21 protein-coding genes are annotated in these 21,398 nt (G+C 50.6%); 20 read left to right on the forward strand and 1 reads right to left on the reverse strand.

Annotated features, from left to right (window positions below; genetic code table 11):
- Positions 1 to 59 precede the first annotated feature (59 nt).
- From rfbA to AAF659_RS12950, 20 genes are all read left to right on the forward strand, one after another.
- Positions 60 to 941 (forward strand): glucose-1-phosphate thymidylyltransferase RfbA, encoded by an 882-nt coding sequence (rfbA, locus tag AAF659_RS12855; RefSeq protein ID WP_349752179.1) that lies wholly within the window; start codon positions 60 to 62, stop codon positions 939 to 941.
- Positions 942 to 1,311: 370 nt separating this feature from the next.
- Entirely contained in the window at positions 1,312 to 2,196 is an 885-nt protein-coding gene (locus tag AAF659_RS12860; protein ID WP_349752180.1) for a methionyl-tRNA formyltransferase, read from the forward strand.
- 3 nt (positions 2,197 to 2,199) lie between these two features.
- Positions 2,200 to 3,348, forward strand: a complete 1,149-nt coding sequence (gene rffA, locus AAF659_RS12865) for a dTDP-4-amino-4,6-dideoxygalactose transaminase (protein ID WP_349752181.1) — start codon at positions 2,200 to 2,202, stop codon at positions 3,346 to 3,348.
- A 101-nt stretch (positions 3,349 to 3,449) separates the two neighbouring features.
- Complete coding sequence (locus AAF659_RS12870; protein ID WP_349752182.1) at positions 3,450 to 4,598, forward strand: glycosyltransferase family 61 protein; 1,149 nt, start codon at positions 3,450 to 3,452, stop codon at positions 4,596 to 4,598.
- A 188-nt stretch (positions 4,599 to 4,786) separates the two neighbouring features.
- Positions 4,787 to 5,005: a hypothetical protein gene (locus AAF659_RS12875; protein ID WP_349752183.1), complete on the forward strand. Its 219-nt coding sequence runs from the start codon at positions 4,787 to 4,789 to the stop codon at positions 5,003 to 5,005.
- Positions 5,006 to 5,196: 191 nt separating this feature from the next.
- Positions 5,197 to 6,915 (forward strand): ABC transporter ATP-binding protein, encoded by a 1,719-nt coding sequence (locus AAF659_RS12880; RefSeq protein ID WP_349752184.1) that lies wholly within the window; start codon positions 5,197 to 5,199, stop codon positions 6,913 to 6,915.
- Between the two features lie 53 nt (positions 6,916 to 6,968).
- On the forward strand, positions 6,969 to 7,967 hold the full coding sequence (gene pseB / locus AAF659_RS12885; protein WP_349752185.1) for a UDP-N-acetylglucosamine 4,6-dehydratase (inverting): 999 nt from the start codon (positions 6,969 to 6,971) through the stop codon (positions 7,965 to 7,967).
- Entirely contained in the window at positions 7,968 to 9,125 is a 1,158-nt protein-coding gene (gene pseC, locus AAF659_RS12890; protein WP_349752186.1) for a UDP-4-amino-4,6-dideoxy-N-acetyl-beta-L-altrosamine transaminase, read from the forward strand.
- Entirely contained in the window at positions 9,122 to 9,982 is an 861-nt protein-coding gene (locus AAF659_RS12895) for an aldo/keto reductase (RefSeq protein ID WP_349752187.1), read from the forward strand. The genes pseC and AAF659_RS12895 overlap by 4 nt, the downstream gene beginning before the upstream one ends.
- On the forward strand, positions 9,979 to 10,881 hold the full coding sequence (locus AAF659_RS12900; protein ID WP_349752188.1) for a Gfo/Idh/MocA family oxidoreductase: 903 nt from the start codon (positions 9,979 to 9,981) through the stop codon (positions 10,879 to 10,881). Before AAF659_RS12895 ends, AAF659_RS12900 begins: the two co-directional genes overlap by 4 nt.
- Positions 10,878 to 11,639: an SDR family NAD(P)-dependent oxidoreductase gene (locus AAF659_RS12905; protein WP_349752189.1), complete on the forward strand. Its 762-nt coding sequence runs from the start codon at positions 10,878 to 10,880 to the stop codon at positions 11,637 to 11,639. The genes AAF659_RS12900 and AAF659_RS12905 overlap by 4 nt, the downstream gene beginning before the upstream one ends.
- The gene (locus AAF659_RS12910) at positions 11,624 to 12,331 is read left to right on the forward strand and encodes an acylneuraminate cytidylyltransferase family protein (RefSeq protein ID WP_349752190.1); all 708 of its coding nucleotides are present in this window, start codon (positions 11,624 to 11,626) and stop codon (positions 12,329 to 12,331) included. Before AAF659_RS12905 ends, AAF659_RS12910 begins: the two co-directional genes overlap by 16 nt.
- Positions 12,309 to 13,004, forward strand: a complete 696-nt coding sequence (locus AAF659_RS12915) for a PIG-L deacetylase family protein (protein WP_349752191.1) — start codon at positions 12,309 to 12,311, stop codon at positions 13,002 to 13,004. Before AAF659_RS12910 ends, AAF659_RS12915 begins: the two co-directional genes overlap by 23 nt.
- Positions 13,001 to 14,080 carry a UDP-2,4-diacetamido-2,4,6-trideoxy-beta-L-altropyranose hydrolase gene (gene pseG / locus AAF659_RS12920; protein ID WP_349752192.1) on the forward strand — a complete coding sequence of 360 codons (1,080 nt, stop codon included), beginning with the start codon at positions 13,001 to 13,003 and terminating at the stop codon, positions 14,078 to 14,080. Before AAF659_RS12915 ends, pseG begins: the two co-directional genes overlap by 4 nt.
- An 8-nt stretch (positions 14,081 to 14,088) precedes the next feature.
- On the forward strand, positions 14,089 to 14,604 hold the full coding sequence (pseH, locus tag AAF659_RS12925) for a UDP-4-amino-4,6-dideoxy-N-acetyl-beta-L-altrosamine N-acetyltransferase (RefSeq protein ID WP_349752193.1): 516 nt from the start codon (positions 14,089 to 14,091) through the stop codon (positions 14,602 to 14,604).
- Positions 14,605 to 14,673: 69 nt separating this feature from the next.
- Positions 14,674 to 15,366 carry a formyl transferase gene (locus AAF659_RS12930; RefSeq protein WP_349752194.1) on the forward strand — a complete coding sequence of 231 codons (693 nt, stop codon included), beginning with the start codon at positions 14,674 to 14,676 and terminating at the stop codon, positions 15,364 to 15,366.
- A complete protein-coding gene (gene pseI, locus AAF659_RS12935; RefSeq protein WP_349752195.1) occupies positions 15,363 to 16,406 on the forward strand; it encodes a pseudaminic acid synthase in 1,044 nt (347 codons plus the stop codon). Before AAF659_RS12930 ends, pseI begins: the two co-directional genes overlap by 4 nt.
- A gap of 39 nt (positions 16,407 to 16,445) precedes the next feature.
- The gene (locus AAF659_RS12940) at positions 16,446 to 17,828 is read left to right on the forward strand and encodes a hypothetical protein (protein ID WP_349752196.1); all 1,383 of its coding nucleotides are present in this window, start codon (positions 16,446 to 16,448) and stop codon (positions 17,826 to 17,828) included.
- 374 nt (positions 17,829 to 18,202) lie between these two features.
- A complete protein-coding gene (locus AAF659_RS12945; RefSeq protein WP_349752197.1) occupies positions 18,203 to 18,568 on the forward strand; it encodes a transposase in 366 nt (121 codons plus the stop codon).
- Between the two features lie 56 nt (positions 18,569 to 18,624).
- A complete protein-coding gene (locus tag AAF659_RS12950; protein ID WP_349752198.1) occupies positions 18,625 to 19,503 on the forward strand; it encodes a glycosyltransferase in 879 nt (292 codons plus the stop codon).
- A gap of 247 nt (positions 19,504 to 19,750) precedes the next feature.
- Here the strand turns inward: AAF659_RS12950 and AAF659_RS12955 are convergent.
- Positions 19,751 to 21,315 (reverse strand): IS3 family transposase gene (locus AAF659_RS12955; protein WP_349752199.1). Its coding sequence is split into 2 segments (ribosomal slippage): positions 19,751 to 20,824 and positions 20,827 to 21,315, totalling 1,563 coding nucleotides; the frame shifts between segments, so codons are not numbered across the junction.
- Between the last annotated feature and the right edge of the window lie 83 nt (positions 21,316 to 21,398).

Raw genomic sequence — 21,398 nt, forward strand, 5'->3', positions numbered from 1 at the left:
ATCAGGGAAGAAGAGAAATCGATAAAGCTCCCCCATTCCAAATCCCAAAGGAGCAAAGTTTGAAAGGCATCATCCTCGCAGGCGGCTCCGGCACCCGCCTGTACCCCAATACACTCGGCACCTCCAAGCAACTCCTGCCGGTGTACGACAAACCCATGATCTACTACTCGCTCTCTGTGCTCATGCTGGCGGGAATCCGGGATATCCTCATCATTACCACCCCGGAAGATCAGCCAGGTTTTCAGCGTGCGCTGGGCAACGGTGAACAGTTTGGCGTCCGCCTGAGCTACGAAGTCCAGCCAAGCCCGGACGGCCTCGCCCAAGCGTTTATCATCGGAGAAGAGTTCATTGGTAGCGACAGCGTATGCCTTGTACTCGGTGACAATATTTTCTATGGCCAAGGTTTTGTTCCCAAACTCCACGAAGCCGTGAACCAAGTTGAAAAACTGGGCGGAGCAACCGTATTCGGTTACCAGGTTAAGGATCCGGAACGCTTCGGCGTGGTGGCGTTCGATAGTGAACATAAAGCTATCTCGATCGAAGAAAAACCCGTAAATCCAAAATCACAGTTTGCGGTAACCGGTCTTTATTTCTACGACAACCAGGTGGTCGAGGTCGCCAGAGCCGTTCAGCCATCAAACCGTGGTGAGCTGGAGATCACAGACGTGAATAGAGCGTATCTGGAAAAAGGTCATTTGAACGTAAATCTTCTGGGTCGTGGTTTCGCTTGGCTGGACACAGGCACCCACGAAAGCCTGCTGGAAGCCGCACAGTTTGTGGAAACAATTGAAAAGCGCCAAGGCTACAAAATCGCCTGCCTGGAAGAGATTGGCTACAACCAAGGCTGGTTAAGCAAGCAAAAAGTAGAGCAACAAGCCCAAGAATTACGCAAAAATAGCTACGGCGAATACCTCAGCGCCTTGGTCCGTGGTGAGCTCTGAAAGGTATTCTGTGATTTTACATGCGGGCAACCTCGATGAATTTATTCCGCCGTTCGTCAAGCTTATTGAAGAAGAGGCCAACGAGGGAAAAAATTCTGTTTCGTGGGTTAAATCGAGCAATATCCGGTACCAAGGCGTGAAACAATTCTTGTGCGTGGAGCCAGATTTTGAATCTTAGGAAGATAGTGCTCTTACGAAGTAATGTGCCTCAGCGGGAGCTTTTTAAGAAAAAGGACATTTCGGTTATTTATGTTGAACGAGATCATCTCAAGCTCTTAGCTTCTGAGGATCCCACACAAAACGCGCGGCTGGTTAAGCTGGAGTTCAGCCGGAACAAGTTGATGGATCAATACGCTAGGATTCTTCATTCGTGAAAAAGTTTGCGTTTTACCTGCTAGGGAAAAAAGGCTATCGATGCCTGAATCGATTTCTTGAAGAGTATGGTGGGAAGGCGGTTGCCTTTGTGGTTTTGGCGAGAGACCGAGGCGTCAAAAATGACTACTTCGATGAGATATCGAGTCTTTGCAGACAGCATGCTGTAAACCTATACGACCGTTCTGAGAATGTTCCTAATAACTTTGATGTAAGTTTTGCGATTGGCTGGCGGTGGTTGATTCCGGATAGCTACAGGTTGATCGTGTTTCACGACTCACTCCTTCCCAAATATCGAGGTTTTGCTCCGCTCGTGAATATGCTGATCAACGGGGAAAAGAAGATCGGCGTTACAGCCCTCTATGCTTCCCTGAGTTATGATGCAGGCCACATAATTGAACGGCAATCAATTCAAATCACTTACCCATTAAAAATATCGGAAGCAATCGACAGGGTGGCTGACCTTTACGAACTGGCGCTACTAAGAATAGCCGGTCGCATTGTTTCTGGTGAAGAATTACAAGGAACCCCACAAGATAAAACCGAAGCAACTTTTAGTTTATGGCGTGACGAGTCGGATTATCAAATTAATTGGGAAAGCGGGGCAGACGAACTTAAGCGTTTTGTGGATGCAGTGGGTTATCCATACTCTGGAGCCAAAACACAGCTACATGGCAAGTCGATTCGGATTTTGGATGTGGACATAGTTAAGGATGTGAAGGTTGAAAGCCGGAATGCTCACATTGGGAAAGTGATATTCATGGATAACGGTTGTCCAACCGTTATTTGTGGTACGGGATTGATAAAATTACTTAACGTCATTGATGAAAATGGGGACTCTTTGATTGGAAGGCTACCTTTTCGAACCCGGTTTGGTGCCTAACCGATGGACATTCCGTTCAATCAACCTCCCCGAACAGGGTTCGAAGAAAAATATATCGCCTCAGCAATTAACGGTGAAAAACTCTCCGGTGATGGCCCGTTCTGCAAAAAATGCCAGAACTGGTTCGAATCAATCCTTCCAGCCCAAAAAGCGTTGCTAACCCCGTCCTGCACCGCCGCACTGGAGCTGGCCGCCGTCTTGATCGACATACAGCCCGGCGATGAAGTCATCATGCCGAGCTACACCTTCGTGAGCACGGCCAATGCCTTCGTGCTCCGTGGTGCAAAGATTGTGTTCGTGGATATACGGCCAGATACCATGAATATCGATGAAAACCTGATCGAGGAGGCAGTCACCCCTAACACCCGAGCCATTGTGCCTGTGCACTACGCGGGCGTTGCCTGCGAGATGGACACAATCATGGATATTGCCGGCCACCACAACCTCTATGTCGTTGAAGATGCCGCCCAGGGGATGATGAGCAACTACAAGGGGCGCGCGCTTGGAACCCTTGGCCATCTCGGGGCTTTCAGCTTCCACGAGACCAAGAACTACACGAGCGGCGGTGAAGGCGGCCTGATGATCATCAACGATGAACGCTTTGCCGAGCGTGCCGAGGTCATTCGTGAGAAAGGCACCAACCGAAGTCAGTTCTTTCGAGGCATGGTGGATAAGTACCAATGGGTAGATGTCGGAAGCAGTTACCTGCCAAGCGAATTGCAAGCGGCCTATCTATGGGCTCAGTTGGAGCATGCGACGCAAATTAATAAAGCGCGCCTGAGTGCTTGGGAATATTACTGGGAAAAGTTACAGCCACTGGCTGATGAGGGGTGCATTGACTTGGCAGCCATACCAGAAGAGTGTACTCACAATGCCCATATGTTCTACCTTAAAACATCCGGGTTGGAAGATCGCATGGCATTGCTGGATCATCTCAAGAACCGAGATATTCTGGCGGTATTCCACTATGTGCCGCTACACACTAGCAAAGCCGGCATGGCATTCGGACGTTTTTATGGTGAAGACAAGTTCACCACTAAAGAAAGTGAACGACTTGTGAGATTGCCAATGTTTTACGGTATCTCGGAGCTTCAACAAACGCAAGTTATTGAAGGAATTTTATCCTTTTATCAGGGAATTCGGAAAATTTAAAAGTACGAATTAAATGCCAATATTGGTCACACCCATGAAGCGCAATTAAGTGAAAAATCGTTATTTATCTAAATTTCATATTAATGCCCTAAGGTTTTTTGATGAAAAAAATCATAAAAGAATTTTTTAGTTATACGCTTCACAAATTTTCTCAAATTGAAGTGCAGCGTATTAAGCTGAGGTCAGGTTGGGTCTTTCAGTTAGCCAGTTCTATTTGTATCTATAAAAGAACAATCGTGAACCCGTCAAAGCATCAAGAGTTAACTAATCTTTTGCTGGAAGGACCTATAAAGCCAGAAGGCATCCCTTCAGTTTGCAAAGTGTTCACGCAAGCCCCTTTGGCTTCAAATAATTATCTATATAAGCTTGATAAAGCTGTCCTTGTGGGTAATTATCCTCTTATCTATAAGGATGGCCTTTATTTGCGTGAAAGTGTTTTCTTTAGCGAAGAGCATGACCGGTTGGGGTCACAGGTTAGAAGTAATTTTGTATCGAGATTCAAACATAATCTGTCGCTTAGTCCGAGACCAAAAGACAAAAAGTCAATCAGCAACTGCATGCTTTTATTTTCGAAGTGGAACCACTACGGGCATTGGGTGCCTGAACATCTATTGAAGTTAAAGATTCTTTTCGATGCTTTAGGAGAGGATGCTCTGGATGTCTGTCTAATTATAGAGAATAACCCGCCTGCCTGGAAAATAAAAATACTTAACGCTTTGGGTTGGGATAGCAAGAAAATCGTTGAATGGGATTCTTGTAGAGAATATGTTGAGGATCTCTATTGCCCGAGCTACCCTTCTCCAAACTATGATGCTTTTTTATGGCTTAAAAAGAGACTTGCTCAAGGCCTTGATTTAGACGTTAAAAAAAACGCTCGTAGAAAGCTTTATTTATCTAGGAATAAATTTGGGTCTCGCGGCGTAAAAAATGAAAGTGAATTGATAACGTTTCTGTCTGGTAAGGGGTTTGAGGTTCTTTATCCAGAGGAAATGACGCTAGAACATCAGATTTTAGCGTTTTTAGAAGCTGAAGTCGTTGTCGGTCCTCATGGCTCAGCACTTACTAACCTTATTTTTAGCAATGATATTAAGGTAATTGAATTTTTTGGTGAATTTGTGCCACTTGGTTTTTATTGCTACTCAAAGGTTATGGGGCACAATTATAGCCCATTATTTTGTGAATCAGGTTGCAACAAAAATGATTACTTAATTGTTGACATAGGTAAACTCAATAGGTTGCTGTCAAGTTGATATAGTTTTCCCAAGCCCCGTTAGAAGAGGGTACGCCACCGATCTGGTAACAGGGTGACACACCCTTAGGCGAAGGCGTGCGCGAGGAAACCAACCGAGGCTCTCAGACGAACAACACTACCAACTGCTCAAAGCTCTAGAAGACAAACCCAACACCTCCGGCCTCCCCGCGCGAGCTGGCCAGAGAGGTGGGTTATAGCTTGGGCAAAATCAACTACTGCCTCCAGGCACTGAAGGGCAAGGGACTGGTTCAAAGCGGAGAACTTTCGCAACAGCACCAACAAGACCGCATACCTGTACAAACTCACGCCCGCCGGCATCAGCGAGAAAGCCACCATCACCCAGCGCTTTTCTCTCGCAAAAGCTGGAAGAACACGAACAACTGCAGCGTGAGATTGAAACGCTGAAGCAGGCAGTCGCACAGCAGACAATAAGTAGCACTCTCCTCGACCTGCAGGAGCGGCTATGGCTGCGATAAAAGCGAAAACATGAAATCTGAAACCCGACAGGTGAGACGAATTACTTGAAACCCGCAAACACATTAGAAAAAGTCCTGGCCCTACTCTCCCCCCGGGAACGGCGCCGAGGCGCCCTCGTTATGGGCATGGTCATCATCATGGCCGTACTGGAAACGATTGGCATCGCCTCAGTCATGCCGTTCCTGTCCGTACTGGGCAACCAGGAAGCCGTGGAAAACACCCCCTACCTCTACGCCACGTACAACTTCTTCGGCTTCGAATCCACGCAAAGTTTCCTGATGGCCTTGGGCATTGGTGCCTTCTGCGTTTTGCTGTTCAGCGCCGCCTTCAGAATCCTGACTACCTATGCTATCAACCACTACACACAGATGCGCCGGCATAGCGTAGGCGAACGCCTGTTAGAAACTTACCTACGCCAGCCCTACGCCTTCTTCCTAAACCGCCACAGCGGCGACATGGCCAAAAGTATCCTCTCTGAGGTCGACCAACTCACCGGGAACGTCATCAAACCAGGCTTTGACGCCATCGCCTACAGCGTCGTAACGCTGGCTATCATCAGCTTTCTGATCGTGCAGGATCCCTGGCTGGCACTGGGTGTAGGCATCGTCATCGGCGGCAGCTACGCACTCATCTATGCCATTGTCCAGAAGCACCTGACCCGCATTGGTAGGGAGCGCGCCACCGCCAACAAAGAGCGTTTCACAGCCGCCGGCGAAGCGCTGGGCGGCATAAAAGACATCAAACTGCTTGGCCGAGAACACGCCTATCTGACCCGTTTCCGGCCCTCGTCCGCACGCTTTTCCAAACACCAGGCTACCAACGCCACACTCTCTGAAGTCCCCCGCTACTTCATTGAAGCCATCGGCGTTGGCGGCATCATCGCCCTTGCATTGGTACTGATGGTCCGCAGTGGTGAGTTCGGCCAAACACTCCCCGTCCTTGGGCTCTATGCCTTTGCCGGCTACAAGCTGCTTCCCGCGGCCCAGCGTATTTATGGGGGAGTGGCGAAACTCCGCTTCGGCGCGGCCGCCGTGAACGAAATCTATAATGACCTACACGAACGCGATGAATTAGCGGAAATCCGCGATCTCCCCAAGGATCGACTGGAAGTCCAGAACACGATCACCCTCGACAACCTAAGCTTCACATACCCAGGTTCTGAAATCCCGGCCCTGCAGAACATCAACCTGAACGTTCCAGCTGGTAACGCTATCGGCCTTGTTGGCGGCACAGGCGCCGGCAAAACCACCCTGGTTGACCTGATCCTCGGCCTGCTTCTCCCTACAAAAGGCCAACTGCAAGTCGACGATATCCCAATCACCGACCAAAATCTGCGCCAGTGGCAAGCTTCACTGGGCTACGTGCCACAGGACATCTTCCTCGTAGACGCTACCGTTGCCGAGAACATCGCCCTGGGTATCCCGAAAGCCAAAATCGATCATCAAAAAGTGGAAGAATGTGCTCGCATGGCACAGGTGCATGAATTCATCATCGGCCAGTTGCCACAGCAGTATGAAACGGAGGTGGGCGAGCGCGGCGTCCGCCTCTCAGGCGGTCAGCGCCAGCGCATTGGCATCGCCCGGGCGCTCTATCATGACCCGGCTATTCTAGTATTCGACGAGGCCACCAGTGCCCTGGACAATGCGACGGAGAAAGCAGTTATAGATGCCGTGAACGCCCTGAGTCACGACAAGACCATCATCATGATCGCCCACCGGCTTAGCACAGTGGAAAAATGCGACCAAATTGTTCTTCTGGAACAGGGCACCATCAGCGCAAAAGGCACCTACAACGAACTGCTTCACAACAGCCAGTCCTTTCAACGGATGGCAGTTTAGTTCCAGTAAAATCTTTCCTTATAAATCGTAAATAGACTGAGTTTTCAAAACCCATGTTCAATAATGCATCAATCCTTGTCACCGGTGGCACCGGCTCCTTTGGCCATACCTTCATCCCGATGCTCCTGGAGCGCTATAATCCTCACCGCGTCATCATCTTCTCCCGCGATGAGATGAAACAGTGGGAAATGGCCAAGAAGTTTGAGCACGATTCACGCGTTCGCTTTTTTATCGGCGATGTCAGAGACAGAGCTCGGATCTATCGAGCATTAGACGGTGTCGATTACGTCGTCCATGCAGCAGCTACCAAGATCGTCCCCACCGCCGAGTACAACCCCTTTGAGTGCGTCAAAACTAATGTCCATGGTGCTATGAACCTTATCGATGCCTGTATCGATAAGGGCGTCAAAAGGGTTGTAGCACTATCCACCGATAAAGCCAGCAACCCTGTAAATCTTTATGGAGCCACCAAGCTAACCTCGGACAAACTTTTTGTCGCCGGAAATTCCTACGCAGGCGGTCATGACACACGTTTTTCAGTCGTGCGCTACGGCAATGTCATGGGCTCACGCGGCTCGGTCATTCCCTTTTTTGTTTCAATACGAGACCGGGGCAAGCTCCCGATCACTGATCCACGGATGACGCGCTTTATGATCTCACTTGAACAGGGTGTTGAGCTGGTCTGGCATGCGTTTGAGGACATGGAAGGTGGCGAAATCTACGTGAAAAAGATTCCTTCCATGAAAGTCACGGATCTGGCCAAAGTTATCGCCCCCCACGCCGAGCAGGAAGTAGTTGGCATTCGTCCTGGCGAAAAACTGCACGAGCAGATGATCGGGGCAGAAGACGCCTATTACACCTATGAATACTCGGAGCACTACAAAATCCTTCCCGCCATTAACAGCTGGGACCAAGACGCCAACCGGATAAAGGATGGCACCAAAGTGCCGGAAGGCTTTGTCTATTCCAGTGATAACAACGACGACTGGATGAGCGAAGACGAACTCCGGCGCTGGGTTGATTCAAACTGGGAAAAGATTGGAGCCATCTGAATGATTCCTTACGGCAAGCAGGACATTCAGCAGGCGGACATTGACGCCGTTCGTGATGTGCTGGAATCAGACTTCCTCACCCAGGGTCCGGTTATCCAACGTTTTGAGCAGGCCGTCGCACAGAAAGTAGGGGCAAATCATGGCTTAGCCACTAACAGTGCCACCTCCGCCCTGCACCTCGCCTGTCTTGCCCTGGGGTTGGGTCAAGGAGACTGGCTGTGGACGACCCCTATCACCTTCGTTGCCTCCGCCAACTGCGGTGTATACTGCGGGGCCAACATCGATTTCGTGGACATCGATCCCCACACCTATAACCTCAGCCCCGCAGCGCTGGAGAAAAAGCTGCAAATCGCTGAGAAGGAGCGGCGGTTACCCAAAGTGGTGGTTCCGGTTCATTTATGTGGCCAATCCTGCGATATGGAGGCGATCCACGCCCTGAGCCAGCGTTATGGCTTCTTCATCATAGAGGACGCTTCTCATGCCATTGGCGGCCACTACAAAGGCGAACCCGTTGGCTGCGGGCGATACAGCGACATCACCGTTTTCAGCTTCCACCCGGTCAAGATCATCACCACTGGCGAAGGGGGCTTGGCCATCACGAATAATACGGATCTCGCACAGCATATGGAGCGGCTCCGCTCCCACGGCATTACCCGTGATCCGAACCTGATGACCCATGATCCCGACGGCCCCTGGTACTACCAGCAAATTGAGCTGGGCTTCAACTACCGCATGACAGAGCTGCAGGCAGCACTAGGGCTCAGCCAGCTGGACCGGCTGGATGCCTATGTAGCCAGTCGGAAAGAGCGAGCCGAATGGTATAACCATGGACTGGCTTCGCTTCCCCTGACGCGCCCCCATCAACATCCGGCGAGCGACTCAGCCTGGCACCTCTATGTTATTCGGCTGAACCAGGAGCTTACTCCCAAACGCCGCCAAATTTTCGAAGGATTGCGTGAGGCAGGCATTGGCGTGAACCTGCATTACATCCCGGTTCATACCCAGCCTTACTTTCAGACCATGGGCTTTGAAGAAGGCCAGTTCCCAGAGGCGGAACGTTATTATGCTGAAGCTATTAGCCTACCGTTATTTCCGACCATGGAAGACACCTCGCATAACCATGTGGTCTCAACCCTGAAGAGGCTTCTTTCTCAATGAAGCTCGCTTTAGGCACAGCTCAGTTTGGCCTCGATTACGGAATAGCGAATAAGGAAGGCCAAATTTCTTCGTCAGAGGCTAAGAAGATTCTTCAAAGAGCAAAAAATTCCGGCATAAACATGCTCGATACTGCCGCAGTTTACGGGACAAGTGAGCGAGTGCTGGGTCAGGCCGGAGTGGAAGAGTTCGAGATTGTAACCAAGTTGCCGCCTGTACCATCGCATGCAAATGATATCAGTGGCTGGGTCGAAGAAACTATCGCGCAGTCCTTACAGAACCTGGGGGTATCAACAGTATACGCGGTGCTTCTGCACCGCCCCCTTCAGCTTATGGATAGCGGGGGCGAGGAACTATATTCGGTCCTGCAAGACCTTAGGGCAAAAGGGTGGTTCCAGAAATTCGGGTTATCTGTTTACGAACCATCAGAACTGGAACTCATTCTTCCCCATTTCCGAGTGGACCTGATTCAAGCACCACTTAACCTCATCGACAGACGCTTGATCTCCTCCGGATGGCTGCAACACCTTTCGGACAATGGCATCGAGGTTCATGCTAGATCCGCATTTCTCCAGGGCGCCTTACTGATGCAGCCCAAAGAAAGGCCGCAATATTTTAAGGCATGGTCAGACTCCTTTGATCACTATGATCAATGGCTCAAAACTGAAAAACTATCACCACTGGAGGCATGCTTGGGATTCGCATACCACAGCCCCGTTGACAGGGTCATCGTTGGCGTAGATTCATCGGCTCAACTTGAAGCAATCGTTAAAGCAATTCCTGACCGCCCTCTAACGCCCCCCAAAGAGCTTGAATCTTCAGAACCCAATTTGATCAACCCTGGAAACTGGAACCTATGACACTGCGACTTGGCGTAATCGGCCTGTCTGAGGGGAATGGCCACCCATACTCCTGGGCGGCGATCTTCAATGGCTACGATAAGGAGGCGATGGAGAACTGCGGCTTTCCTGTGATACCTCGTTATCTTAAGAAACAGGAGTGGCCTGAAATTCAGGTCAAAGGCGCTGAGGTTAATGCGGTCTGGAGCCAGGACCCTAAAATATCCAAACACATTGCAAAAGCAGCCCGAATACCCAACGTATGTCGCAGATTGGAAGACCTACACAGCTTGTGTGATGCAATTCTTCTTGCGCGTGACGATGCGGAACACCACATAGAGCATGCCATAACCTTTCTGGATGCTGGCATGCCGGTTTATATAGACAAACCTGTTGCCCTGTCGCTAGAGGCGCTTGAAAAGCTTTATAAACACGAAAGGTACCCGGGACAGATTTTTACATGCTCCGCTTTAAGCTACAGCAACGATTTACAGCTGACCCCGGCAGACAGAGAAAAGATCGGAGAGATTCGGCAAATTACCGCCTTTACTCCAAAAAGTTGGGCGAAATACAGCATGCACATCATTGAGCCTGTTCTCGGTTATCTTAACTCCGATGATAGTCCGACCAGCTTTCAGGTCAGCAAACGGCGAAAGCCCGACGATGGCGCTAGAAGCCTGATCGTCAACTGGAGTAGCGGCGTGCAAACAAGCTTTCATGCGACTGGGAAGGCATCAAGCCCATTGAGCCTTCGTCTCCACGGCACCGAAAGCTGGACAGATCTGACCTTTCAGAACTCATTCTCAGCCTTCCGGTCAGCACTACTGGATTTTGTCGAGGGAATTGCGGCGGGGGACACCCGATCTCCGAAAAGCCATAACCAACGTACGGTCCAGCTCGTTGAAGCAGGTATGCAATGACTAAAGAATCCATTCTCATTACAGGTGGAACGGGCAAGCTCGGAAAGCGCCTCGTTCAACATTTCGTCGATTACGGCTGGCACGTCATCTTTACTTCGACCTCGAAAGAACGTGCAGAGGCAATGGAACGCGAGTTTCCGCAATCAGCTGATAAGGTAACCGGCCTTGCGTGTGACCTGACCGATGAAATAAGCATTGACAAGTTTCTGACCACCCTGAATGCCAGGGGGTTACGGATTAATCATCTCGTCAACAATGCACGCAGCCTGGCATCAGCTGCCCAGAATGAAGACGGAACCACGTCCCGTTCGAATTTCATGAATGAGTACCTCATGGATGTTGTCGCACCATACGAACTCTCCATCGCACTCTGGAAAGAGCAACCTGAAGACCTTAAAACAATCACAAATATAAGCTCACAATACGGAATTGTGGCATCGAATCGCGCACTTTACGGTAACTCAAATAAGCTTTCTCCGATTCAGTACAACGTCGCTAAAGCCGCACTGAACCATCTGACCAGGGAATTAGCAGTGCGATTTGCACCTGAAGGGATTCGCGTTAACGCTGTTGCTTATGGTGGAGTTGAGGGCCGCGTCGATCCGAGTTTCATGGACCGTTACTCCAGCTTGGCACCAAACGGTCGAATGCTGACGGAAGACGAAATCCCTGGCCCCGTAGCCTTTCTTGTGTCTCAGCAGAGCAGTTCAATGACAGGGCAAGTTATACAAGCGGATGGTGGATGGACAATCTGGTGAATAAACGAATCGCAATCATACCCGCTCGAGGCGGTTCCAAGCGCATTCCCAGAAAAAACATCATTAATTTTCTTGGCAAGCCAATGATTGCTTGGACCATCGAAGCTGCCCGGGAGTCAGGTTGTTTTGACCGTATTCTGGTCTCTACCGATGACCCAGAAACTGCTGAAACAGCTCAAGAGTTTGGAGCCGAAGCTCCTTTTTTGCGGGAAAATAACGCGGATGACCACAGCCCGGTCAGTGAAGCAACATGGCATGCGCTAAACCAGGCCATGTCCTATTGGGGAGAAAGCTACAATATAGTCGTCCAACTGATGGCTAACTGTCCTTTACGTGATTCTGAAGACATCAAGAATTGCGTAAAGGCATTTGACACTCAGAAGCGCACCTTTCAGATCAGTTGCTTTCGTTTTGGCTGGATGAATCCATGGTGGGCGACAAAACTCGACGGGGAAGGACGTCCCACACAGCTGTTTCCAGAGGCCGCAGTTCAACGATCTCAAGACTTGCCAGACCTTTTCTGCCCGACTGGCGCAGTCTGGATAGCACAAGCGAAGCAATTTCTGGAATCAAAAACTTTCTACGGAGAAGACAATAGGTTTGAGCCGCTTTCCTGGAAAAGCGCCATAGATATCGACGATCAGGATGATCTTGAATTCGCCTTAGCGGTTGCTCAGCACCATGAAACTTAAACCAATTTTAGTTGTTGCAGCTCACCCCGATGACGAAGCACTGGGCTGTGGAGGTACGATTGCTCGCTGGGTAGATGAAGGGGCAGAAGTCCATCTGGCTTTTATGGCGGATGGCATCGGCGCCCGAACCCCTGGCCCAGAAGAGGAACGGGCGCTGCACCAACGGAGAGACGCCGCAAACAGCGCCGCCAATATTCTTGGCGCTACATCCGTCAAATTCGATGATCTTCCAGACAATCAGCTCGACAGCATCCCGTTACTGGACATTGCCCAGAGAGTTGAAGCGCTCATCAACCGGTACCAACCAGAAACCGTGCTGACTCATCATGCCGGCGACCTGAACATTGACCATCGCCGCGTCCACCAAGCGGTGATGACCGCGTGTCGGCCCCAGTCAGGGCACCCCGTGAAGACATTGCTGTGCTTTGAGGTTATGTCCAGTACCGAGTGGCAGCCTGCGTGTACCAGCATACCGTTCGAGCCCCACTGGTACGTGGATATCAGCACAACCCTAGACCGGAAGTTGGCAGCCCTGGATGCCTATTCTGAGGAAATGCGCCCATGGCCGCATCCGCGGTCAATCAAAGCTGTCGATTACCGAGCAAGGTGGCATGGTGCTACTATTGGATGCGAAGCGGCTGAAGCGTTCATGCTGGCCAGGCAATGCCAATGAACATCGCAATCCGTGTCGACGCCTCCAGAATGAGCGGAACCGGCCACCTGGTTCGCTGCCGAACTTTAGCCAGGGCGCTGCAGGCGCAAGGCGCTCATATACAGTTCGTCTGCCGCGAGCACCCGGGAAATCTTATCTCAGAGCTCAAGGAGGAAGGCTTCCCGGTTTCGATATTACCCAAACCAGAATCAGGCGCGTCGACCGCCAAAGAGGATTACAAGATCTGGCTTGGCGTGCCGCCCGAACAGGATGCGGAAGAAACCATTCAAGCATTGAATGCACCTGTAGACTGGCTGATCGTGGATCACTACGCCTTAGGCGTAGAATGGGAAGCCAAATGCAGAGCCCGGGCACGGCGGATCTTTGTTATCGATGACATTGCCAACCGCAAACACGACTGTGATGTCCTGTTGGATCAGAACTATACGCAGAATCCCGAAGAGCGGTATAACGGGCTAGTGCCCCCGTCAACACAGTGCCTCATCGGCCCGTCCTATGCACTCCTATCACCTGAGTACATCGCTTACAGAAAGCATCGAAAGCCTCATACAGGGTCTGTAGACAGAATCTTTATCTTCTTTGGTGGATCGGATCCCGACAATCTCACTGGTCGGACTCTCAACGCTCTTAAGGACGCTGACCTTGGGCCCATGCAGATCGATGTTGTCATCGGTGCCTCAGCTCCTAACAAGGATGCAATTGAAGCCACTGCAAAACAACTCCCGTCTGTAATACTCTACAAGCCACGTCGGCATCTGGCAGATCTTATAAGCGAGGCTGATTTAGCAATAGGAGCTGGCGGCACAACAACCTGGGAGCGGATGGCTCTGGGCTTACCAAGCCTGATTATAAGTATCGCAGATAACCAAATACCTGCCTGCAGAGATTTGGCAAATGACAATTTAATTCGATATGCAGGTCACGGAGAGACCGTCTCCGCCAAGTCAATCCATAGCTTGGTTAAGGAGCTTATTGCCTCTCCCGACGAGTTGAAGAGCTTGTCCTCAAAAGCTAGGGCCTTAGTCGATGGGCGTGGTGCCGAACGCGTGGTTGACACTATTTACAACTCGAGCTGAGACCTACTATGCAATTGACTCCTATTACAGAAATAGAGCGAGATTTGATCTTGGAGTGGCGGAATCACCCAGAGACCCGAACGTCTATGTTTTCACAAAGAGTCATCTCGCAGAAAGAACACGAACAATGGTTTGAGCATTTGCAAGATGATCAAAGCTCGCACTGGTTTATAGCTAAGGAGACAGACCAAACCCCAATGGGAGTAGTGTATTTCACTGATATCAATGAATACCATGAAACCTCATTCTGGGGCTTTTATACAAAGCCAACTGCCTCAGCTGGGACTGGTACGCGCATGCTATTTTCCGCACTGGATTACGCGTTTGGTCCACTTGGCCTAAGGAAGGTTTGCGCCGAGGCTCTTGAGACGAATGCGGCATCATTGAGACTGCATGAAAAATGCGGATTTGTCCGTGAGGGGATTTTTAGAGAACAATATAGGAGTGGTGACAAGACCCTCAATATCATTCGTTTCGGACTACTTGCTAGCGAATGGGCAGGCTCGAGCAATAATCATCATTAAACGATTGAACGGGACAAGAAAGATGCTCCCAAGCAACATCTCAGATCACCCTACGCAGGTACCTACACCATGAGGCTTGGATTGGTATCAGATCGCTGCTGGAACACAAAACTCAAGGGGCGGCTGGAAAAGAGACTAAACTGTAATATATGCGTGATTGACCAACCAGACCAATTGACCGCTCAGTTTCTTGAAAAAGAGGGGATTCAGACCATCTTCTTTGCTCACTGGTCTTACAAGATTCCCTCTTCGATTCACGACAATTATGAGTGCATCATTTTTCATATGACTGATGTACCGTATGGCCGAGGCGGGTCTCCCCTTCAGAATCTTATAGTCCGTGGTCATGAAAATACGGTCATGAGCGCCATTCAGTGTGTGGAAGAAATGGATGCGGGGCCTGTATATTTGAAGCGCCCCCTTAACCTCAATGGTAACGCCGAAGAAATTTTCCTGAGAGCAGATAAGCTCATTGAGTCAATGATCATTGAAATCATTGAAGAACGTCCTGAGCCCCACCCCCAACAAGGAGAACCACTTGTTTTCAAACGCCGAAAGCCTAAAGAAAGCAACTGGTCCGAAGCCACCAACCTTGATGCTGTGTTTGACCACATTCGAATGCTGGATGCTGAGGGATACCCTAAAGCATTTATCGATGTCGGCCCCTTCCGTTTAAGGTTTACCCGAGCCAACCGGCGTACCGATGCAGTTGAAGCGAACGTACGTATCGAGTTCAGAGATGATGGAGATGTGAAGACATGAAAATTGGCGACCGTGCCATTGGCCGCGATGAGCCCCCCTTTATTATTGCCGAGATGTCAGGCAATCATAACCAGTCTCTTGACCGAGCTCTGGAAATTGTTGATGCAGCTGCAGCAAGTGGTGCTCATGCACTGAAGCTTCAAACCTACACTGCAGACACAATGACACTGGATATCAGAGAGGGGGAATTTTTCATCTCTGATGACAGTACTCCTTGGCAAGGACGCAACCTCCACGATCTTTACCAGCAGGCACACACCCCATGGGACTGGCACGAACCCATCATGCGCCGAGCCAACGAACTGGGCATGATCTGTTTCAGCAGTCCTTTTGATCACACGGCCGTCGATTTCCTCGAGGGCCTCAACGTACCCGCTTACAAAATTGCATCCTTCGAGAACGCTGATATACCACTTATCCGCAAAGTCGCCCAAACAGGGAAGCCCATCATCGTCTCTACTGGCATGGCGACAATCTCAGAGCTCGACGAAACTGTCCGGACCCTTCGCGAAAATGGTTGTGACCAGTTCGTGCTGCTCAAATGCACCAGCACCTACCCGGCTACGCCTGACAACACCAACGTTTTGACCATCCCGCACATGAGTAAGCTTTTCGACTGCCAGGTTGGCCTATCAGACCACACAATGGGGGTCGGTGCCGCTGTTGCTGCTGTGGCCCATGGAGCCACCGTGGTCGAGAAACACTTTACCCTGCGGCGTGCAGATGGCGGCGTCGACTCCACCTTTTCCCTGGAGCCAGAAGAAATGCGCACCCTCGTAACCGAAACGGAAAGAGCCTGGCAGAGCCTGGGAACCGTTAAATACGGGCCGACAGAAAAAGAAAAAACCTCAATGCAGTTCCGGCGTTCCCTTTACATCGCGAAAGACATGAAAGCTGGCGAGACGTTGACGGAAGAAAATCTCCGAAGCGTCCGCCCCGGAATGGGGCTGCCGCCCAAGTTCTTTGACCATTTGCTTGGGCGCCGAGTCAATGTCGACATTGCCGCAGGAACCCCGGCATCCTGGAATCTCATTGGATAAATACGGCCCCACCTGCCCCTAAGAGAGCCCGTATTACAGATGCCTAAATGGTTTAAACGCATACAAAGTATCCTGGAAAAAGAGCCTGAAACATGGCTCGCCTACTTGGATGGACAACAGCTTGAAAACATCCCCCATTTACGAAGATTAAAACCGCGTGTACGAGGCTCATTCCTCAGAGTCTCGGTTTTCTTCTTTAGGATGTTTCAGGCAATCCAATTTAAGAATAAGCCCAATACTAAACGGTTTCTAGTCTATGCGGACTCGGCCAACCAACAGAGCGCGCTTGAAGACACGCTAATAGCTTTCCATCGACATGAATGTGAAGTAACCTCGCTCATCAAATATCAGAATTTTGATGATTCCGCTAAAATACAAGGCTATCAACCACTGAGCTTCAGCCCGCTAGACGTTCTGAAGACTGCAATACTGCTAATCGCACGCTTCAACTTCTTGCGTAAAGAATTAGTTACGACAGACAAATTTCTGCTCACGCACAAGTTAGATACATTTTGCAGTGTCTACGCGCACCTCGCATATTTTGAGCGGCTTTTGCGTCACCAACGCCCACACTTCATCATCGTCAGTAACGATCACAATGTTGCAAATCGAGCCTTGCTTGCGATTGCTGATGATCACGAGATCGATACGGTATATATGCAACACGCCTCCGTATCGTCCCTCTTCCCTGCAATCAATGTTAAATATGCTTTTCTTGACGGAGAAGCTGCTGCTCAGACCTATCAACAATGCGAGCCCAATCACCCTCCAGGTAAAGCCCTGAGGACCGACCGTCATATTTTTCTGAGCGGGCAGAAGAAAAAGCTGGCCGCAAGGCCAAAGCCTGAGATTTACTCTGTCGGCGTAGCTCTTAACGCATTGGATAATCCAAGAGATATCGATGCGTTTCTGACTGAAATCAAGTCAAAAGGCATATCGGCTAAAATCCGCTGGCACCCTGGTTTGAAAGATCGCGCGCTGAAGCCGCTGCTAGATCTTATGACTAAGCACGGTAATGTTGCCAAGAGTGACCCAAGAGAAGAGACAGTCGGGGATTTTCTTGGAAGCGTCAAAGCACTGGTCGCGGGGAATAGCAGCATTCATCTGGAGGCAGCGCTAAGCGGTACAGTACCGGTTTACTACGAGTTCACCCCTGCAGATAACCCAGATTACTACGGCTATGTTAAGCAGGGGGTTTCAAAACAAGCAACCACAGTTGAAGAATTGGCACGGTTTCTCAAAAGAATTGACGACGGTAATGCCACCATTAACACTCAAGCCGTGCAGCACTTCAGCGCAACCTACGGTACTGAATGGGAAGGCAGAGAAGGTGAGTTTGTGGTTCAACAGTTGCTAGCCCAGAAACAGTCCAAAAAAGATCGAGATGTTTCCCAAGCCCCAACGAATTGCCCGACTACATAAAACCTTTACTATGCGCTCTGACCGCATTAAATATCTACTGTTACTGTGTATCGCAATCGCAGCCCAACTTCAAGATCGGAACGAGCGTGGAGGCTGGCACCAACTACGCTTCAATATTTCGACGCTGCGCCCGAATCAGCATATGAAGCGCCTAAAACCGGGATTACAGCCGAACACCCACTATCCCTTCCTCACAGTCTTCCCGGTAACTTCCCGCACTCGCATTCAGCTATCACTAATAGCTTTAAGGTCTTACTTAGTTGCCCTTGCAAAACCCAATTTGATAATAAAAACAGGATCCTGGGGTCGTTTCCCGGTATAATTTCTCCCCGGAAATGCACCCACAGACCCAAAACCGTGTAGTTTTCATCGCCATGATTCCCGCCGACGACCGCCAGCAGCCTCATGGCCAACGCAGCCAGGGGCTGGATGAGGCGCTCTACCAGGCGCTGTATCTGTGGCGCCAGTATGCCGAGCCCCAGCACCGGCGCAACAGCGTTGAGCCGATCATCGGCCACATGAAACACGAAGGCCTGCTGGACCGCTACCATCTGTGTGGGCGCGAAGGCGATCGGGTCCACTCGGTGCTGTGCGTGGTCGGGTTCAACCTGAGGAAGATCCTGTGCCGGCTGGTGCAGCTTTTTGGGCTTCAATTCGTTCGGGGTCTGCTGGCGACAATCCATCAATCCGGGACCGGTGTTCCCGGATCAACGCCACAGCTCAAACCTGCGACCGCCTGAAAGACGGGTTTCACAAGGGCGGCTACTTAGAAAACGTTTATTAAAAAGGTATAAGAATGATTGACAAAAACCCTTTGGTTACGGTCTACATTCCGACCTACAATCGGTTGCGCCTTCTGAAACGGGCAGTCAACTCGGTTTTGACACAAACCTATACCAATATAGAGCTAATCATAGTTGATGATGAATCAGACGACGGTACAGCAAGTTATCTAGAAAATTTAGAAAAGAAACATCCGAACCTACGCTACTTAAAAAAAAAGGAGGGCAAAGGAGCTCCCGCTAGCCGTAATCTCGCAATAAGAATGGCTACAGGTCAGTACATAACCGGTCTAGATGACGATGACTACTTCTACCCTGAACGCATCACTGAATTATTCTCACATTACCATCCGGAATACTCTTTTGTGTTTTCACGCAAATTTTCCGTGAAAGATATCTTTTTCAGCCCAATCGTGTTCGCCACACGAAAAGTCCATCTATGCCAACTACTTCATTTCAATATTGTGGGAAACCAAATATTTACAGAAACCTACAAGTTAAGAGAAATAGGCGGCTTTGATGAGAATCTTCCGGCGGCACAGGACTATGACACTTGGATAAGACTTATCCAGGGTTTTGGCTCATCGCGTTTGTTCTACTCTAATAATTGCTTTGTGGATACAGACCACCAGTTCGCGCGGATAACATCAGGCCGCAACAACCGACATGCGGCATACAAACTACTTAACAAAAAATACCACAAAAAACTAACCAAATCTCAAAAAAAATCATTTAAAGCAAGAATCCTAATAACAAAAAACAAAAACCAAAAAATTTTTCCTTTGCTTCTACTGACAAACCCAAGCAACTGTAGAATAATTTTAGGGTTCATAAAGCAAAAAGCGTGGAAAAAAATGAATATTCAATATCAATACTGCAAAAACCATCAATAATGCCGATATCAGTGACCGAAAATAGTGGCCCTTTCGAAACCTAAAATGTGTGCCAAAATCGGACGTTTAACCGTCTTTCGGTTACCATTTCAGCCCTGAACTTCATTCCTAAATTCAGATAATAACTGCAGCACTTTAGCATAAACCGGTAAAGGGAGGAGGCCCGGCTTGCAGCAAAAGTGCAGTCTTCGAACCATTGCCTGGAAGATACCGGTAGTTTTCAACCCAGTTGTCCAAAAAGTTTGTTCTAAGCCGCGCATTGGTTGCGCTCGATTTCCTGACGCTTGCCCGGATTGAGTGGAACAGCGCCGACTGCTTTCCAGTTCCGGGTGTCCCCGGACCAACGCTTCGGGTTGTTGCGTTTGGCCCGCTCGTAAACCGCCTTGCGGTAAGCCAGCTGGTGCTGATCCTCGCCGCGGTGGCGGGCGCCCGGCGTCACGAAGTTGATGCCGCTGTGTAGGTGCTGTTCGTTGTAGGCATGCTCGAAGCGCAGCATCCACTGGCGAACCGTTTCCAGCGACTTGAAGCCCTTGGGCGGCCACTTCGGGCAGTATTTGACGGTGCGGAACAGCGACTCCGAGTACGGATTGTCGTTGCTCACCCGGGGCCGGCTGTAGGACATGGCCATGCCCAGCTCCGCCATTCGGGATTTCAGCGTGTAGGAGGTCATGGGCGCGCCGTTGTCCGAGTGCAGCACGGGCGGATTATCCCAGCAGCCTTCACGGATCAGCGCCCGCTCAACCAGCGCTCGGGCGTGCTCGCCGGATTCCGTGTCATGAACCTCCCAGGCAACGATTTTGCGGCTGTAGACATCCAGGATCAGATACAGGTACCAGAACAGTCCCTTCACGTTGGACGGACAGTAGCTGATGCCCCAGCTGTAGACCTGGTTGGGCCCAGTCGCGGTAAAGCTGGTCGGCTCCGGCACCTGGCGCGGCGGCTGACTCCGGCCCCGATGGTTGAGCTGGCGATGCTTTTTCAGAACCCGATAGAACGAGGACTCGGAGGCGATGTAGATGCCCTTATCGGCCAACGCCGGCACGATCTGCGACGGCGGCAGACTGCGGAACTCGCTCAGGTTGCAGGTATCAAGCATTGCCTGTTCTTCCTCGGGCGTGAGTTGATGAGGCTGTGGCGCGGGCTGTGTGTCCGGGCGGCGATCCACCGCCACGTGGTCACCCTCGCGCCAACGCTTGATCGTGCGCTCGCTGAGCGCCATCAGTTGCGCCACCTTGTAGCGTGGCGCACCACTGGCAACCGCTTCATCAAAGTATTCAATCAGCCTTGCACGTTCGGTCAACGGAGTCAGCTGTCCTCGTCGTCCCGGTCGCTGCCGTACAAGGCTTCGAGCTTTTTTGACAGCACCAGAAGCGAGGTGGTCTCGGCCAGGGCCTTGTCCTTGCGCCGCAGCTCCGACTCCAGCTTATGGATCTTTTTCCTGCTCTGCTTTTGCTGGCGTTGAGTCTCTTTGTGCTGACTCTGCTGTTGGCCAGCACCGTGCAGGCAGGCTTCTTTCCAACTCTGGATCTGCTCGGGATACAGACCCTTCTCACGACAGTAAGCGCTGAGTTCCGTCTCTGACATGGCGGCGGTCTCGATGACGACAGCCAGCTTGGCATCGGCGGACCAGTCGTCCCCGGTCTTGCGGTTTCCAGGCACAGGCATTCCCCGTTCACGGCATTGTTTCAGCCAACTATACAGGGTCACATCGGAGATGCCTTCCTCGGCGGAAACGGACACCACTGTGCGATTCATCGGCGGCAACAGCTTGTTCAGCACTGCGGCTTTATGTTCTTCTGAGTACCTTGGCATGACTGCTCTCATACCGCCCTCTCTGAATGGGTTCAGGCGAAATCGCCATCTGGACAACTAGGCTGACAGAGAGGGATACAGAG

The sequence above is a fragment of the Salicola sp. Rm-C-2C1-2 genome, assembly GCF_040196175.1.
Classification (GTDB): domain Bacteria; phylum Pseudomonadota; class Gammaproteobacteria; order Pseudomonadales; family Oleiphilaceae; genus Halospina.

What these genes read in the sequence shown, in the direction of transcription:
- rffA (WP_349752181.1), top strand. Translation starts at nt 2,200, where the DNA reads ATGGACATTCCGTTCAATCAACCTCCCCGAACAGGGTTCGAAGAAAAA.
- AAF659_RS12870 (WP_349752182.1), top strand. Translation starts at nt 3,450, where the DNA reads ATGAAAAAAATCATAAAAGAATTTTTTAGTTATACGCTTCACAAATTT.
- AAF659_RS12880 (WP_349752184.1), top strand. Translation starts at nt 5,197, where the DNA reads ATGGGCATGGTCATCATCATGGCCGTACTGGAAACGATTGGCATCGCC.
- pseB (WP_349752185.1), top strand. Translation starts at nt 6,969, where the DNA reads ATGTTCAATAATGCATCAATCCTTGTCACCGGTGGCACCGGCTCCTTT.
- pseC (WP_349752186.1), top strand. Translation starts at nt 7,968, where the DNA reads ATGATTCCTTACGGCAAGCAGGACATTCAGCAGGCGGACATTGACGCC.
- AAF659_RS12895 (WP_349752187.1), top strand. Translation starts at nt 9,122, where the DNA reads ATGAAGCTCGCTTTAGGCACAGCTCAGTTTGGCCTCGATTACGGAATA.
- AAF659_RS12900 (WP_349752188.1), top strand. Translation starts at nt 9,979, where the DNA reads ATGACACTGCGACTTGGCGTAATCGGCCTGTCTGAGGGGAATGGCCAC.
- AAF659_RS12905 (WP_349752189.1), top strand. Translation starts at nt 10,878, where the DNA reads ATGACTAAAGAATCCATTCTCATTACAGGTGGAACGGGCAAGCTCGGA.
- AAF659_RS12910 (WP_349752190.1), top strand. Translation starts at nt 11,624, where the DNA reads ATGGACAATCTGGTGAATAAACGAATCGCAATCATACCCGCTCGAGGC.
- pseG (WP_349752192.1), top strand. Translation starts at nt 13,001, where the DNA reads ATGAACATCGCAATCCGTGTCGACGCCTCCAGAATGAGCGGAACCGGC.
- pseH (WP_349752193.1), top strand. Translation starts at nt 14,089, where the DNA reads ATGCAATTGACTCCTATTACAGAAATAGAGCGAGATTTGATCTTGGAG.
- AAF659_RS12930 (WP_349752194.1), top strand. Translation starts at nt 14,674, where the DNA reads ATGAGGCTTGGATTGGTATCAGATCGCTGCTGGAACACAAAACTCAAG.
- pseI (WP_349752195.1), top strand. Translation starts at nt 15,363, where the DNA reads ATGAAAATTGGCGACCGTGCCATTGGCCGCGATGAGCCCCCCTTTATT.
- AAF659_RS12940 (WP_349752196.1), top strand. Translation starts at nt 16,446, where the DNA reads ATGCCTAAATGGTTTAAACGCATACAAAGTATCCTGGAAAAAGAGCCT.
- AAF659_RS12945 (WP_349752197.1), top strand. Translation starts at nt 18,203, where the DNA reads ATGATTCCCGCCGACGACCGCCAGCAGCCTCATGGCCAACGCAGCCAG.
- AAF659_RS12950 (WP_349752198.1), top strand. Translation starts at nt 18,625, where the DNA reads ATGATTGACAAAAACCCTTTGGTTACGGTCTACATTCCGACCTACAAT.